Annotated in this window: 9 protein-coding genes; 1 reads left to right on the top strand and 8 read right to left on the bottom strand. The window is 48.8% G+C overall.

What is annotated here, in order from left to right:
* Positions 1-4 precede the first annotated feature (4 nt).
* The 6 genes from EYC98_RS18605 to EYC98_RS18580 all read right to left on the bottom strand — a co-directional run bounded on the left by EYC98_RS18605 (position 5) and on the right by EYC98_RS18580 (position 12,301).
* Entirely contained in the window at positions 5-538 is a 534-nt protein-coding gene (locus EYC98_RS18605; protein WP_279246898.1) for a hypothetical protein, read from the bottom strand.
* Positions 528-5,678, bottom strand: coding sequence for a DNA phosphorothioation-dependent restriction protein DptH (gene dptH / locus EYC98_RS18600; protein ID WP_279246897.1), 5,151 nt, complete (start codon positions 5,676-5,678; stop codon positions 528-530). The genes EYC98_RS18605 and dptH overlap by 11 nt, the downstream gene beginning before the upstream one ends.
* The gene (gene dptG / locus EYC98_RS18595; RefSeq protein ID WP_279246896.1) at positions 5,659-7,002 is read right to left on the bottom strand and encodes a DNA phosphorothioation-dependent restriction protein DptG; all 1,344 of its coding nucleotides are present in this window, start codon (positions 7,000-7,002) and stop codon (positions 5,659-5,661) included. Before dptG ends, dptH begins: the two co-directional genes overlap by 20 nt.
* Positions 7,003-7,004: 2 nt before the next feature.
* Positions 7,005-8,594 (bottom strand): DNA phosphorothioation-dependent restriction protein DptF, encoded by a 1,590-nt coding sequence (gene dptF / locus EYC98_RS18590; protein WP_279246895.1) that lies wholly within the window; start codon positions 8,592-8,594, stop codon positions 7,005-7,007.
* A 423-nt stretch (positions 8,595-9,017) separates the two neighbouring features.
* Complete coding sequence (locus EYC98_RS18585) at positions 9,018-10,061, bottom strand: DUF429 domain-containing protein (protein WP_279246894.1); 1,044 nt, start codon at positions 10,059-10,061, stop codon at positions 9,018-9,020.
* Between the two features lie 95 nt (positions 10,062-10,156).
* Positions 10,157-12,301 (bottom strand): molybdopterin-containing oxidoreductase family protein, encoded by a 2,145-nt coding sequence (locus tag EYC98_RS18580; RefSeq protein ID WP_279246893.1) that lies wholly within the window; start codon positions 12,299-12,301, stop codon positions 10,157-10,159.
* Between the two features lie 272 nt (positions 12,302-12,573).
* Between EYC98_RS18580 and EYC98_RS18575 the strand changes: the two genes are divergently transcribed.
* Complete coding sequence (locus EYC98_RS18575) at positions 12,574-13,359, top strand: bacteriorhodopsin-like (RefSeq protein WP_279246892.1); 786 nt, start codon at positions 12,574-12,576, stop codon at positions 13,357-13,359.
* Positions 13,360-13,509: 150 nt separating this feature from the next.
* Here the strand turns inward: EYC98_RS18575 and EYC98_RS18570 are convergent, their stop codons facing one another.
* Together EYC98_RS18570 and EYC98_RS18565 are read right to left on the bottom strand one after the other, a co-directional pair.
* The gene (locus EYC98_RS18570; protein ID WP_279246891.1) at positions 13,510-14,172 is read right to left on the bottom strand and encodes an HAD family hydrolase; all 663 of its coding nucleotides are present in this window, start codon (positions 14,170-14,172) and stop codon (positions 13,510-13,512) included.
* Positions 14,173-14,564: 392 nt separating this feature from the next.
* Complete coding sequence (locus EYC98_RS18565) at positions 14,565-16,100, bottom strand: arylsulfatase (RefSeq protein WP_420887198.1); 1,536 nt, start codon at positions 16,098-16,100, stop codon at positions 14,565-14,567.
* Between the last annotated feature and the right edge of the window lie 96 nt (positions 16,101-16,196).

Raw genomic sequence — 16,196 nt, 5'->3', positions numbered from 1 at the left:
AGTTTCAACTCCCTCCCGTCATCAGGTCATCATAGCTATCGGTACCATTGGCGTTACCTGGGTCCCCGGGTATCTGGTATGAAGGATTATCGATATTGGCGATAGCCCAGTAGAAGATTACCAAAACCCATGCTGAGATAGCACATAGCGAGTAGCCGTTAGTCGTATTCCCTCCAAGTGCAAACAGCACGGCAAGAACCACGATGAGAATAATCGTAAAAAGCGTCAACCACACCAATAGATCCGCATCTATCGACTCAGGATCGATGCGATACTTGGTTACGAGTCTTAGTACAGAATCGAATATCGTTACCGCTACCAATGGCGCACTAATTGATAGCAGTCCAGTGGTGTTTAGACCACCTGTAAACCTATCCCAGTTGGGTGGGTATTCACCTAAAAGCGGCTCAATCCATAATCCACATGTTCCCAGGAACACGATAAATACAAAGAAAAAGCAGAGAAAGAGATGGTTCTCTTTCACACATTTGAGTTTTCGCCAAATTTCCCTGAAAAAATCACTCAGCTTATATTCCATCAAAAAGCTCCCAGAAAGCTCGATCTTTTATTTTGACGACCTTCTTATCACCATCCACATACAAGCTATAGTGCTTATCTAATCCGCGTATCGTCTTCATCAAGTGTTCCTGCTCACTCTTATCGTCCTTATTGAAGAGCGACTTAATGTCCTGATTCTTGATCTGCGAAACGCGATGAATGACCCAGCTAAGTATATATGAGGAGTAGTCATTTTCTTTTGTTTTAAAGTGAGTGATATCTTGAGTAGACAATATCACGCCAACACCGTACTCCCGCCCCTCCTTCAACACCCTTCGAAGGCTCGGAAAGTCTTGAGACATAAAGTTGTCGGCTTCATCAACCAATATTAGTTTCGTTATTTGTCGATAATCGCCTCTAACCTTCGGCTTACCCTGCTTCTGCATCTGCGAGTAGAAGAGATCCAATGTAAGGGCTACCACCAGGTTCTGTATTTGGGGGGGATATCCAGCTAGCTCAACGACCGTAATGCCATCAATCAACTCATAGAGGCTTGTACATTTGGTTACATCGTCCTCAAAAATCTCCAGCTCATGAAGGCTTTCCAGGGCGGCATAAAGAGAGTCCTCTTCCACCTTTTCCTGCGAAATAAAGAGCGACCAAACATCGGCTACGGTAGGTGCCGACTTAGACCATGTATTAGGATCAGACTTGCTAATTCCTGCAAGCTCATAAGCTTCTGCAATCAGCTTACGCAGCCTTAGCAGCTGCTTCTGCCCTAGACCGAATGCCTTACCCATCGTTTCAGAGAAACCTCTGGCCGTGTGAACAGGCAGCATTGGAGTATCGCCAAATAGGCTGAGAGGGTTGTAGGGCAACTTGTGCAGTCGATACTTCTTTGCCGATGTGGCAGCCATAAAATCATCATCTACGTAGTCAGACTTATAGTCGAAAATCAGCATACCAATCGGCTTACCGTCTACGTTTAGATGCTGGCTTCTATGCAGCTGGGTAACAACAGACTTTGTGCACTGCGTTTTACCGGTCCCCATGGTTCCAATAATACCTGAGTTGGTATTCATAAATTTGGCTGTGTTGGTGGGCTCCCAGTATACTGCTTCATTATGATTGACCTCATGCCCAATCAATACCTTAAGAGAATCACCAGAATTTTCCGTAATAACTCCAGCGGTCTCCCGCTCTTCAGTGGTTTGAGGATCATCAATCTCAGGAGCCTCTTGCTCGGTTGCTCCCGCATCGACTCTAGAAGCCTCAGGTTGCTGCTCTTCACCCTCATCTTCTGCTTTTGCCTCTTGGTAACTAAATACTCGAGGCCGCGTCTCCTTCATAAAGTACTTGTCTGCCAGGGGAGCAACAGCAGTGGAACTGTTATCCGCCATTAGAGTTTTTAGAGAAGTAGAGATTGTCGCGGGTATAAAGCTATAAGGCACCTCAATCTTAAGAATCCCGTCTACCTCGACTGCGCTTGTTTCAAGGCAAGTATCACTTTCCAAATTGGCGACTACGAAACCGCTAGGATACTCTGCAACGGCTGCCACGTCGTAGTCTCCTTGTAGCCACCACTCCTTGGTCTCCAGCAATGGAGCAAAGTAGTCATCGGGGTAGACCGAGTACAGCAAATATTTATCAACTTGCATCAGCAACTGGCGAATGAAGAGACTGCGATATATTTTGCGCTCCAATGCATCACCGTTGAGCACATCCTCCACAATGTATCGCGCTAACTCCTGGGCCTGTGTAATCGCCTTTTTGGAATCATAACTAACGCCCGTTTTGACCTCGAGAGGTAGCACATAAAGGCTGTCGTCCTTGATCCCCACAAACAATACGTCATCTGAAATAGGGCCCGAGCGAAAACCCTGCGCGTGCCTGGAGAATTCGATTCCAGACATATTCAGTCCAATATTGCCAGACACGCGAATCATCTCGGCGGCTGACATTGGTACCCAGGTGATGTCAGATTCAGCGAGGAGGCAACTTACGAGCTTATAAGCCGCCAGAATGCCTTTTCGTTCCTTACGATTTTTTGGATTGGCGGTCACCATCTGGAGCAACCACTCACCATTAAAGGCGTTGAACTCCCCTATCAGCCCTCCGTCTTCCTTTGCCAGGACACGATCATAAAGATCAGTCTGCCTGGTAACGGTGATTGCATCGTAGCTCGCGGAGCTTGTGTACTGATCCGAGTAGTGGATCAATAACATATTCTCGCTATTTTCAAAGAAATCCAGCGTCACTTTGGGGTCAATAATGGACGTCCATATAGAGCTATCATAAGACCGCTCCAGTAATCGTTTGAAGTGATCATCTACTGCCAGAGCTATCGCGCTGTTGTCGCGATATTCAACTGTCGACTCTCTGGCCGGATGAATGAGCCTGCCAACTAGCTTGGCAATTTCAACATGCGGCAGCTCGCTATGCTCAACACCTTTAAGACCAAACCCTGTGATGTAATTGCCCTGCTCACTTGCCGATGCCTCGCCGTTGATAAGGCCATGACAACAAACACCAGAAAGTTTTTCTACTGGATTAACATCGATAACTTTGACTTTTTGATTATTTCTAAAAAACGTTAAGTGCGCATAGGCCTGTGAATCAACTTCAGTATGCGTGAACTTGCTGTATGTGACACGTGTTCTAAGCATATCAACAATCGTGTCTGCGTGGTCCTTCGCCACACCGGTATTCAAGCCGTAGTGCTGCTTTATACGATCGTAACTTCCCATCTCCGCGAAACGATCGAACTCATTCTCCATGAGCTCTTCGTCGTATATATTGATGTGCACATTAAAGGTTTTTGTTCTTAGTTTAACAACATGCGCAACCACACCCATAAAGACTTCATGGTTGTCGTAGTTATTGACTGAATTAATAATCAACGTAGTTCTGGCTTCACTGTTCTTGATATTGTGGAATAGTGAGTCGAACGCGGCTGAAAATTCTGATATTTTGTCCTTAACTAGTTTGGTAATGTAGCTGTAGTTGGCATCCTTGTGAGCAACGCAATGCAACCAAAAACAGTTGTCTTCTTCAGCTTTAACATAGGAGAAATCGTGCTCCGAATCATAAATAAACGGCAACAATCCTTGAGGATTCAGTCTTTCAAGCGTGACCGTGGGTAGCTCAAAGAAACTTGCTGATTTATCACTGACAGCACTTGATACCAGATAATGATAATAGGCCAGCACCAACGGATGGGTAGGAAGGATGTACTCTTTCGTACCCAGCTTGGCCATACCTAATTGCAGTACACGCTTGTGGCCTGCTTCAAGATACTGCTTCTGTGGAATTGCGTCCAAGTAAAGTCGATATTCCTTAACTACTGAGCCGACAAGTCGCTGGTACTCAGGGCCCCAGCCGCACAAAGAGGGCAAGGTATTCTTCTCACTATAGTACTGGTAGAGCGCCCTATAGGCGGCCGACAAAGCGGGCGCATGCTCTTGTAAGTCTACATGGCTAAGCTGCTCGCCGGTTCCATCATCACAATACAGCAGGCCCCCATCTATAAAACCGGCCTCATAATTCAATAATTCGGTACTACGTGATGTACCCTTAACTTCTTGATTATTGATATACACACGCTCTTTGGTTCTGTTGTATACGCCAAAAAGCCCGTCATTAAAAAGGTTTGACTTGTTTGATAGATCTAAAAGCAATGGTAACGATAATACGTCCGTTGCCGCGGCACCTTCTACGTCGAACTTGAGTTTAGCTTCGCCACTAATCACCTCGAAATCAATTCTGTCGACTTCATTGGAGATATCAGTGAAATCTATTACATCTTGATCGATCACGTTAAACGACTGGCCAACCTCAGTCATGATCGCGGTGCTACCGGCTCCAGCGCTAGAGATGGGAAGAGTGGTCTCTTGAGACTGAAGCTTTACTAGACTATTTCTTACATCGACTAGGAAACTATTTCTTATCGCATCAATATTAAACTGGCCCTTCTGAAGAACGAGACAGTGAAACTTGAAATTTTCAGACGTTTTTTCACGGGTTAAATCAATCCGAAAGAATCGCGGTAACTCACGCATAGCGCCGATTAAGACGAGTGAAGTGTTCACATTACCACTGCTGAGCTGAAGATTACCGACTGTAATCGGACTAACCTGACAACTATCGACAATCTTTAACTCGCCAAGCTTGATCTTTCCGCCTGTAAATTCCAGGGAAATATCAAAATCCTGCCTCTCTCGATCAACCACTAGAAGCATATGGCGGGCTCTCAGCGCTGACTTACTAGCACCACGCGTTCGAACTATTAGCTCACCCGTCGCCGATTTCTCAGATCTGACTTCAAGAATTTGATCACGATTACGGTCTTGTTCCTTTCGAATCTCATCATAGGTGAGGTCCTTCCAAGAATAGGGTTTTTCGGGCGGAAAGTGCCTAGCTATGAACGGTTTACCTAAGTCAGGGAGGTTGTCCGCCAACTGATCAGGATAGTGCTCCTGCACGTCTTCAATCTGTTCATAAAGGGCTCTATTGCTGTCCAGACGCTTGCGTATCTGCTCTGCAGCCCGAGGCCCGTGCATTTTCTGTATTGCAGGGTCACGCAACAGGCCAAGTTCATGAAACTCTATTACACCGTCGGCAATCGCAGTATAAAGCGTTCCAAAGCCAAACATGCTGCCTTGGTCTTCTGTGATCAAGTCAAATTGATACTCTAAGAGGATACGTGAGATCTCAACACTCTCTGGCTTGCCTGATCTATCGACGAGATCAAGCAAAGCTGCCTTTATCTCCTCCGGGTTAAATACAGAGTGGGAACTTGTTAGGTCCTCCGCACTATTAACAATGGTGTCCAACAAGCTGTTGTGAATAATCAGTAAAGCGGTTGATTCAAATTCACCTTGCTGACCAGCAACTTCATCGCGTAAAAACGAAATGAAATTCTCTGTATATCCAAGACCATCTTGGTCATTATGTATTACAGGTATAAGCTTCGCATTACCGCAGCTGGTGTAGGCCAACTTCGAGCCCCGTGCATCGACGAAACCAGAAACCAGCTCAGGATTGATAAAAGATTTGTAAAGCTTCGCGCTGTTCTCCAGGTTCGGCGATTGAAACTGATAGCGAAAACCTGGCTCCACTCCAGTATTCGCCCAGTTCAGGAAGTAGGATGCAAGAAACTCTTCAAATAGTTTTACGGACATACACTGCATCTCCACTGTCACTCATTCTTTCGACATTGCCTACGCGCTCGTAGAAGCCGATCAAGCTCTGCTGTGTCTTCTTGTCAAAATACACTCCTCGTGCTCTGAACTCTTCGAGTAACTCATGAAACCGCAAGCGCTGCTTCTCACCTATCGCCAAATTGGTTAGAAGAGCAAGGTAATCCTGATTCATCACCAGAACTTTACCAACACGGCCACGTGCTCTAACAAAAGTACTGCATAGCTCAACTTCGGCAGCCCTAACAAACTTACCTTGGGCTGCAGATCTTGTTTGCCCCTTCTCAAACTGCATAAGCGATAGCTTCAATAATTGTTGCAGCCAGTAAAGCGGGTCTTCATTTGAATCGTCAGAATCTATCGCTAAATCGCGATCCTCTGCAAAATCCTTTGCATACTGCCGCAGTCGCGGTGTGTCTAATGGCGCCAACTGCGACGCAAAATGCCAGAGGGGTATTCGAGGACGGTCTTCAGCGACTTCCTGTAAGGTTTCAGCCATCGTCAGGTAAGGGAAAATCTTTTGGATATTCGATGAAACTTTTTGGTGACCGTTACGCACTAGGTCTGTTCGTTCGAGGCTCGCCGTCTCGTTTTCCATAATGAAATACAACGGCCTTGCCGCAGGCTCACTCTTATAACCATCTATATTCAGCGCCAATTGGGCTGTATACAAATACCCATAAAGCCTCAAGAACTCTTCAAGGCAATGTATAAGATAACCAGGGTGGTCAGACAGAAATTTTATGTCCTTACGGAAGTGGCATGTAAGGAAAGGCAGGAACGGCTCTTCTTCGATATTTTTGGAATTTCTCGGCCCGAAAAAATCCTTCAAGACATCTGGGGAGCGCAGCGAGTCTACTAGTTGCTGCTCCAAAAAATTCCTCTTCATCCTCTCCGGCTGCGGATTATGATAGTCCTGCATCAGGCTTGAAAAGAGGTCACCAAGTCTATTCTTTGGAGAGCTAACTGGCAGATTAGCGATTCGAAATAAGAGACATTCAGGCGCTATGGTGAAAAATGTATCCTGGGAAAAATACATATCTTCCAAATATTCCCATAGCTGAATTTCGTCCAATCGTTCCGTGAAATCCTTTTGGCAGACCTCTCGAAACTTCGAATAACTAGCCCCTTCACCTTCTTTGACTGCCATGTCTTTCGCCAGTATCTTGCGGTAAACATTTCGGACTACTACGCCTTTGGCAACTTCCCAATCAAAGGCAGATTCAGTAACACTTGTACGTACTGGAAAATAGCCGTTCAGCGAGTTAACGTTAGACACAGCAAGGTCTTTTTTCAGTATAGACATCGTTAAAGGCCACCCACTCGAATATCGCCATCAGGATTCTCTTTTATCTTAATACGCAATCCGTTTCGATGGAGGAAAAGCACTTTAGAGTTACTCGCATGACGAGTGATCTTATTCACTAACTCATCCAAAAGAACAACGCTATTTTTGTTGTGCTTATTTGGCCGGAAACCAGCGCAGATATCCATCATCATCGCCAGCAAATTCACATTTACCGGAACCGGCTCTAGCTGATCTTCGTTAACAATAATATGCAGGTTAAATTCAGAGATATCATGTATTTCATCAGCTTGAATGCGCGGGTAGCTGATAGCGATATCTACCTCAGCTGCAAGGTCAGATAACCCATGAGAAGAAATGTAAAATTCATCTTTCGTTAGATATGAGGCGTTCTTATTTGCATACTTGTTAATCGAAAGAAGGACTATCTCGTTGTAAAATGGCTTTAGTAGCGCTCTGCTTTCACTACTGCCGTCAAATTCCTTATGCAGCTGCCATATTTTTTTGTATAGCGTCAAAGATGCTTCGTCAAAAGAATCAGAGAATCTTAGGTGATAGCCATTCTCTAGCTCAGTGCTTTTAAGCAAATAGAAGCATCTAATTAGAGAGGTAGGATCTAGATCACCTTTAACCCTATATCTTGACTCCAATTCGTTCACGAAGTCGAGATAGCTGTCGTCCCGGAAATCGAGAGTCCTGTGTATAACAAACAAATCCAACTGCTTATTACGTATGATACTCGGGTCGAAATCAGCCAAAGCAGCCAAAAGCTCATTGTCACCCCCACTGAATAGGTTGTCGAAAAGATAGCCCGGTCCAGTTAAAAGGCAATAGACAAAATCTAAAAGCATACGTGCGGTAATAAACTGATCCTTTCTTATGCGCGCACAAAGAAGCAGCTCTACAATTATTTTTTGTACTGAATGCTCACCTAGCAGGAGAAAGTTGGCGACTAGGAGATTGTGAGTACCGCGGGAAATTTCTTCATTGAGGGCTTCTCGAAATGGGTTATCCACTTCATCTTTTACCACCTTATCCATTAGTCCGCTGAAAAACTCTGAGTCGACCTCGCCATTTACGATCTGAAATTTTGGAAACGCCTCGAAATCAATAAATGTATAGTCACCTGCTAGCTGCTCGCCTTCCAAAAAACACTTTATAGCAGATCTGACATTACTATGAGCATCATCACCCTCACGTTCATAATTACCCAGCATTCCGATATTTATTCCGACTACTAGTGGCCTGTCAGAATTAGTGAACTTAGCAAAAATCGAGTCCAACGTCTCCACGGCCGTGTCATCGGGCTTGAAGCTATGTGTGGCATCCAGGTGAAAATCAACTTTGCCTTGGTATGCCTCTCTATATCGGGTCAGTATTTCTGACTTTCCGTCTCCACTACTACCACACAGAAAAATGATCTCATGTGACTGAATTTCGTTCAGTTTTTCTCTAAATGCTCTTTCGATATCCGTCTCTACATAGAGATACTGCTTAATTTTCTCTAGCTCTTTATCAATGCTTTCGCCAACAGTTGAAACTGCATAGGGCGATGACTTTGAGAGCATGCTTAACGCTTTTTTTAGACGCATTTACAATTCACTCTAGTAGATATTTTTGATTTCCCGAGTATTCTGATAACAATATTCATATTATTTGTATTCGTAGCAAGCTACTACCGGGCCTCTTAAAGAACTCGTTGTAATTCCACTGAATACATTATTCAACATTCATAAAACACACTGGCCTTAACCATTTCGCCATTATCTTGATCAACAGAGACGCATTGCTACGCTACCCAATTCTAGTGGAAGGAATTGAAGATTTGTAAAGATACAGCATAGTTTGCGGTTATGCGGCCTACATAGATCAACTTCTTGTCCTTAGATTCTGAACCAAGCTGAATTCTAAGCCATAAGTGCTATAGCAGCCCTCATTGGGGAATTGTCTGTCAGCTCGACTTTCAGGGGCGAGTCCGTAACAGCCATCAGCATGATAGAGAGACCCAGCCGGCATCATTTCTTTCTGCCGGGGAAAAGATGCGCATATAAACCACGATACTCAGCCTTCCGCGCTATTGGGTCGGTAGACTTAAGACCGACACAACGATGTGCAGCATGGACATCCCAGCCGAATGGCCAGCGCTTGAACTGATGTTGCCCACAGCCTGGGCACAGCCTTTGTAGGCCGTCTGAGGCTCGAGGGGTATCTTGCGACCCTACAGCCCTTATTGGCTTGTTGATAACCTTTGGGCGCTCAAAGGCTGGCTCCCCTACTCTGGGCACCCATACAACATCTTCAGGCGGTACACCCATAGCTCGTCGCTCTGACTCTGGCAGCGCTGCGACCCAAGCCGACAAGTAGGCATCCAGCAGGTCGTGGTTACTACCAAAACCTATTTGGCCGAGCACTACCTCTCGTCCACCGCCAGCTGGCCACCCCGTGTACTGCGCCGCCGTGCTCAATTGACTCTCCACAACTCCCGCCTGACTCTTATGAATGGCACCAGAGCCTATAGCCCTAACTGTGGCCTGAGGGAAAACTTCTATACATGGAGCAATTGACGAAAGCCTTTCGAACAGTCGAAAACCTACCTGCATCCATAACTGGTTAGCATGAGGTAGGCGGCTTTCCTCACCACCATTGGCGATGTGGCGCCTTACTTTTCCAAAAATCATTTCAAATTCGCTGGCGCTAGGAGTAGTGAAGCAGCTGATTCCCGCTTGGTCCATGGCGACTTCAGCGGCGCGCCTTTTCTGGTTTTCGACACGCGGTGATCTCGGCGCATCAATGCCAATTCGGACAATCCTGCCACCCAGTTTCGTAGCTACCGCCTGAAGGTAAGTCGCTGCCTCGTCTACAAAGCGCTTAACCAGCTCCGCGTCCAATACTGCCAGGTTCCCTCTGCCTCTGGGCGGCCTACAAGTCAGCTGCGTCAAATCTACCGGCAGTAGCCTTTCTCCGTCCCATGAACAAAGGCAAATGGGCAGATACTTCTTCTTCGCGATCGCTAGATCGATACCAACATACAGAGTTTTCATCTCGCAATTTTCAATCACGGAGTCTCTTGAATAAATGGCCGTAACCGCCATCAGCCTTACATAGCGCGCCAACGACGTTGGCTGGGATCAGCCACGAGAATAATGCTCTCGTTTCAAACCACCCGAATATTAACCGGAATAGCACTCTGCCGTGCCTGTCCGGTAATAGGGTCATAATACTTCTCATCACTCGCCAGTACGTTGGTCGATGAACCCTGCTGCCTAACATTGTCTGTGTTGCTGGTGGTGTCGCCAAAGGCGTGGGCCATGGAGATGACTCCCGGCTTTACATCGTCACTGGCCTTGACCACCCCGGCTATGGTGCCCGCTTCTGAAACGATTTCGACCAGGGTCTCTGATGCCAGGTTCAGCTTGGCCAGGTCGCTGGAGTGGATATAGGCGTAGTTGGTGGTGCCTTTGTCTTTGAGCTTATTGAAGTTGTGGCCGGTAGAGTTGAAGAACTGTTTGATGCGCCGCGATACCAGCAGGTGGCTGTAGCTCGCATTACTCTGGGGCTGGCCCTGCTCATTGAGGGGTTCGGTGATAACGTCTTTGAGCTGCTGGGCTACATCTTCAGGCAGCAGCTTGAAGCGGTGCTGGTTTCTTTCACTTTTGGGGGCTACCGGGCGCACGGCTTGATTAAAAATCTTACCGCCGCTGGTGATGGTCTCGTCACGTACCTGCTGCAAAGGCACTGCTGAGCCCTGGGTCATGATTTCGGTAATCTCAAACTTGCTGGGCCGTTGGGTCATATCCAGGGCAACGCCATTCACCTCCAGCGGTATGCCCATGCGGGTGGCCAACTCCCAGTACAGCTCCCACTCTTCCAGCAGGTTGGCGTTGGCACTGGTGACTTTGTCGGTGTAATGGGAGTAAGACTCCTCAAAGTAGATCTCCCCCAGCAGGGTGGCTTCTTCTCGCTCCAGCTGCAGCTTGGGACCAAAAATATAATGGGCCCGGCGCGAGGTGGCCGAGAACCAGGGGTCCAGGGCTACCAGTAGTTCCAGGTCTTCCATGGCCCGGGCCACTTTGTCCTGATTGGGGAACGCCACCACCGGGTTACCGCCATTCACAAACAGGGCTCTTATCTGGCCTGCACCGGGGGTCAATATTTCATCGGCCATAACGTTGCAGGGTAGCTCATCACCCAGCTGGGTCAGGCCCCGGAACCGAGTGGGCTGTGAATGCTCGCCCCAGGCCTTGGGCGGAAAAATAACCTGGGCCTTGCGCGGCCGCGCGGGTGATAGCGGTGCACAGCCAGTGGGGTTTTCCCCTTCGCGATAGAAGCGCCCGCAAATGGCGTTGAGAGTGGTGACCATATGTTCGGTGAGTGAGCCATTGGGCGCCATTTCCGGGCCGGTGCCGGTGGAGGCGGCGCCTTTGTTGCCGCCGGCGAACATGCGTGCGGCCTCATACAGTTGCTGCTCAGGTACATCACTGCGTTTGGCAGCATAGTCCGGGGTAAAGGGTTCCAGTGCGTCGCGCAGGGCACTGATGCTGTCGACAAACTCGTCACAGAAGGCTTTGTCGTAGAGCCGCTCGTCAATAATGATTCTGATGATGCCTGCCAGCAGGGTGGGGTCTTCGCCGGGGCGCACCTGCAGGTGCAGCCTGGCCCTGCGCGCGGTTTCGGTTTCGCGCGGGTCTATTACAATCACGTTAACGCCTTTGTCCAGCGCGTCCTGCAGGCGCCGGTAGGGGTTGTAGGGTGGCAAGCCACCGGCGGACGAATATTGCGATACCACCGTGTTGCAGCCAATGAACATCACCACGTCGGCATCCTTGAAGGAGTGGACCCCCGCCGACCAGGCGCCAAAGCGCGCGGGCATATAGGCCTTGGCGGGCTGGTCCAGGGTGATGGGCGAGAACAGTGACGGAGAATCTATGGCCCGATGAAAGGCTTTGGACACAAACAGTGTCGGGTAGTTGGTAAAGGCCCAACTGCCGTTATAGGTGGCAATGGATCGACCGCCGTATTGTTCAAGCAGGGACTGCAACTTGGCCGCAACTTCATCCAGCGCCTGTGACTGGTCCATCTCGACAAAGTTGTCGCCCTCGCGCTTGAGCACGCCGCGAATCCGGTCCGGGTGCTGGTGCATGGTAATCAGCTCGCGGCCGCGCAGGCAGGTATAACCGCCAGACAAAACATTATCAGGGTCGCCGCGCAGGGCAATAAGCTCATCGCCATCCACGTCTATGTCCATAGCGCAGCAGCCCAGACAGAAGCGGCAATAAGTTTTTTTGGTTTCAATAGCCATGTTTGAACCCGATTATTATTAGAGCTTTGGTCACTCAGGCTATGTTGCGTGATTAGGCTACCTGATGACAAGCCTCTTAAAGGGCTCTGACCCCTTAAAACTCATCCGGTAAAAAGAGAAACGGGCAGCACGCCTTAATGCAATTACACGGAACACTCGAGCTGCCAAAACGGCACAGTAATCCAGTACCGATTTTTTATCGTACGCTTATTGACTGGTTACAAAAAAGCCAGCCGAGGTACCTTTAATAACTTACAATCTCGGAGTCTTTTATGAAAAGTAAATTTACGTTTACATCTCTAGCTACAACACTCTTAAGTCTGTTTTTCTTCAGCCCTCTCGCTACAGCCGCGGCAGGCGACTCGGCGATGCTTCAATCTGGCGACTTCGTCGGCTACTCATTTTGGTTGATTTCAATGGCACTCGCCGCGGCTACCATCTTCTTCCTCATGGAATCGTTGAGGATGGGGGGTAAGTGGGCAACGTCGCTCACCGTCTCAGCGCTGGTGACTTTTATCGCAGCGTTTCACTACTTTTACATGCGCGAAGTCTGGGTTTCTACCGGCAGCACACCAACCGATTTCAGGTACATTGATTGGTTGTTAACCGTGCCGCTGCTGATGATTGAGTTCTATCTTATCCTTGCTGCCATCGCCAAAGTTTCCGGCGGCATTTTTTGGCGTTTGCTCATCGGCACTCTGGTTATGCTTGTCCCCGGCTACATGGGTGAAGCTGGCTACATGAATGTCACGCTCGGGTTCAGCATTGGAATGGTTGGCTGGGCCTTCATACTCTATGAAATCTTCTTCGGAGAAGCGAGTAAAGTGGCGGCTTCAGAAGCGCCCCCGGCCGTGCAAAAATCGTACAGCCTTATGAAGTGGACTGTGACAATCGGATGGTCGATCTACCCGCTGGGCTACTTCTTCGGCTATATGGCCGGTGGTACGGACGCTGGCACTCTTAACATCGTTTACAACCTCGCCGACGTTTTAAACAAAATCGCATTTGGTCTGTTCATCTGGTACGCAGCAAACGAAGACACCAGTCAAAAAGCCTGATCCGTCGGGCTCGATCATTTGTTTGGAGAGTCTAAAACTATAAGGGGTCAGAGCCCTTTTCTTGAACGAACAAAGATCATGAAAGGGCTCTGACCCCTTTAACCTGAGCCCTTTAAACTCGCCTTCGATTGAAGCGTTGGACGACTTAGCTCATTTGTCAGAGAACATTGCTGTGGTCAGAGCATCAACTCGAACAATAGCACCGTCATAATTTTGTTCTGCCGTATTCTCACCCGGAAATCCAATGCAGCGAATTCCTGCCGCCACCGCAGATTCAAGGCTGGGTTCTGAGTCTTCGATAGCGATAACCTCGTCTGGTTTTATGGCCATGTCATGCATCGCTTTGATATAAATATCTGGCGCCGGCTTCCCGTTCTCGACCATTGACGCATTGCCAATAAATGCAAAGTCGTCACGATCCACAAGGCCACTCAGAACTGTCAAAGTGGCAATAATGTTGTCTTCACTGGTTGTGCTGACCAGAGCCAGTTTCCTGCCAGTTTGTTTGGCAAACTCAATGACCTCTTTTACGCCGGCGCGTATTGGCGCGCCATGCTCCTCAATATGAGCATCGAAAAGCTTTGTTTTCGTCTGATGGATTTCGTTGGCGTCGACATCGGCGTTATGAGTATTGGCATAGGCTGCAATGCGCTGGCGCCCTCCAGATTGTAGGAGCATCCTGCTATAGTCATCTCGCGTCCAGTTCCAGTCCAGACCGTGTTCCTTGAATGCGTTATTGAACGCGCTTCGCTGGATTTCTGAGGTTTCAATCAAGGTTCCAATGGAACCGAATGCAATAGCTTTAAGTGACATAAATATTTTCCTGAGCGGCCAGTATAGGTTTGGACAGAGGGTGTGTTCAGAGCAATTAGTGCGGGGTATACGGGCGAAGTTCGTGTGAAGATCAATGTGAAGCGACCTTATCTTTGCGGCGCTAGCAGCGAGGGGGCGAATCATTGGGTACAGACAGGTGTGCGCCTTACCTCAGGAACGAGCAGATTTGGTGTGCAGGGCCGCCCAGGTCATCACGATTCCGAGCAAAAATACGACAAGATTAACTATAAGGGGTCAGAGCCCTTTTCTTGAAAGAACAATGATCATAAAGGGCTCTGACCCCTTTTTAGAAGCGGCAATCGGTTTTTTGGGGTTCAATGGCCATGCCGCTGCACGCCAAGTCGGCGTGCAGGCAAGCATCAAATCTGCCGCTATTCCTGCTTTAACAGCTCATCAGTTAACTTGTCGATTGACCAGGAGTCGGCTTTTTGGCTGGGCGGGTAGTCCTTGAAGGTCATCAGAAACTGCTGCGTGGTCGCCAGACCCAGGTAGCCTTGCGGGGCCTTGTCGATCATCCAGTCCCAGTAGGAATTGGAGTTGTGATCGGCTCGCTCAAACGGGTCCCGGCGCAAGTTGAAGATCTTGAACATACGCAGGGTCACAAACGGCTCCGCCCACAGCGCCATGGTCTTGGCGCGGTTCTCTGCGTAGACAATTTTCCAGTCACCCACACGCACACCCACCGGCATACCCTCGTCGCTCAAGTAATGAAATTCCTGGCGCGGGCCCTTGGCAGCCTCCCCACTCAAGTAGGGCATAAAATTATAGCCATCCAGATGCAGACGGTATTTGCGACCGGTCTTGCCCGTGACGCCGGTATCACCCTTAAGAAACTTCTGTTTCAGGTCGGGCTCTCCGGCCGCCGCTGCCAGCGTCGGCATCCAGTCCAGGTGCGACATAATGTCGTTAGAGACACTACCCGCTGGTATTTTGGCCGGCCAGCGCACCATGGCAGGTACCCGATAGGCACCTTCCCAGTTAGAGTTTTTCTCGGAGCGAAAAGGCGTAATACCGGCATCGGGCCAGGTGTTGTAATGCACGCCATTATCGGTGGAATAAAAGACGATGGTGTCATCGGCAATACCCAACTCATCCAACTGGTTCAACATATCGCCAACCAGCGCATCGTGAGCCACCATCACATCGTTGTAGAAGCCCTGCCCCGATTTGCCCACGTGCTTCTCGGCGCGATGGGTCCGAAAGTGCATGCCGGTGGTATTGAGCCAGACGAAAAACGGCTTGTCGGCCTTGACCTGGGTATCAACAAATTTTTGCGCGGCTGTGACAAATTCTTCGTCGGTAGTTTCCATGCGCTTGCGCGTCAGCGGACCGGTGTCTTCTATGCGTCCATCGGCATAGGAACGAATGACGCCACGGGGGCCAAACCGTTGCTGAAACCACTCTGCCTTGGGGTAGTCTTCATCTTCCGGCTCTTCCTCGGCATTGAGGTGGTACAAGTTGCCAAAGAACTCGTCAAAACCATGGGCAGTGGGCAGGAATTCGTCTTTGTCACCCAGGTGGTTTTTGCCAAACTGCCCGGTCGCATAGCCCCGCGACTTGAGCACTTCGGCAATAGTGATATCCCTGTCCTGCAGGCCCAGTTCGGACCCAGGAAGCCCCACTTTGGTCAGCCCGGTACGCAGGCCAGCCTGACCCGTAATAAAGGTTGAGCGACCGGCGGTACAACTCTGGTCACCGTAATAATCGGTAAACCGAACGCCTTCATCGGCGATTCGGTCAATATTGGGGGTGCGATACCCCATCATGCCATCGCTGTAAGCACTAATATTGCTGATACCAATATCGTCCCCCCAGATGATCAAAACGTTGGGCCTGTCGGCTGCCAGCACCCACGCGGGTAACAGAAGAAGGGTGAGCGCTGCACTTTGCATGCGGGTCAGTAGCATGAGAATTTCCTTTCGTTAGATTTTATCCCGACAGTATTGCCTAATCAGCCAATGATGCAAGTGCCTGACCCAGCTTAAAGCGGGACAAATGCCTCT

Origin of the sequence: Candidatus Litorirhabdus singularis, assembly GCF_026262625.1 — a bacterium.
Classification (GTDB): Bacteria; Pseudomonadota; Gammaproteobacteria; order Pseudomonadales; family Halieaceae; genus Litorirhabdus; species Litorirhabdus singularis.
Note: the sequence above shows the minus strand (reverse complement) of the source record. Positions and strands in the feature narration are given on the sequence as shown.

What these genes read in the sequence shown, in the direction of transcription:
- EYC98_RS18605 (WP_279246898.1), bottom strand. Translation starts at nt 538, where the DNA reads ATGGAATATAAGCTGAGTGATTTTTTCAGGGAAATTTGGCGAAAACTC.
- EYC98_RS18575 (WP_279246892.1), top strand. Translation starts at nt 12,574, where the DNA reads ATGAAAAGTAAATTTACGTTTACATCTCTAGCTACAACACTCTTAAGT.
- dptH (WP_279246897.1), bottom strand. Translation starts at nt 5,678, where the DNA reads ATGTCCGTAAAACTATTTGAAGAGTTTCTTGCATCCTACTTCCTGAAC.
- dptG (WP_279246896.1), bottom strand. Translation starts at nt 7,002, where the DNA reads ATGTCTATACTGAAAAAAGACCTTGCTGTGTCTAACGTTAACTCGCTG.
- EYC98_RS18570 (WP_279246891.1), bottom strand. Translation starts at nt 14,172, where the DNA reads ATGTCACTTAAAGCTATTGCATTCGGTTCCATTGGAACCTTGATTGAA.
- EYC98_RS18580 (WP_279246893.1), bottom strand. Translation starts at nt 12,301, where the DNA reads ATGGCTATTGAAACCAAAAAAACTTATTGCCGCTTCTGTCTGGGCTGC.
- dptF (WP_279246895.1), bottom strand. Translation starts at nt 8,594, where the DNA reads ATGCGTCTAAAAAAAGCGTTAAGCATGCTCTCAAAGTCATCGCCCTAT.
- EYC98_RS18565 (WP_420887198.1), bottom strand. Translation starts at nt 16,100, where the DNA reads ATGCTACTGACCCGCATGCAAAGTGCAGCGCTCACCCTTCTTCTGTTA.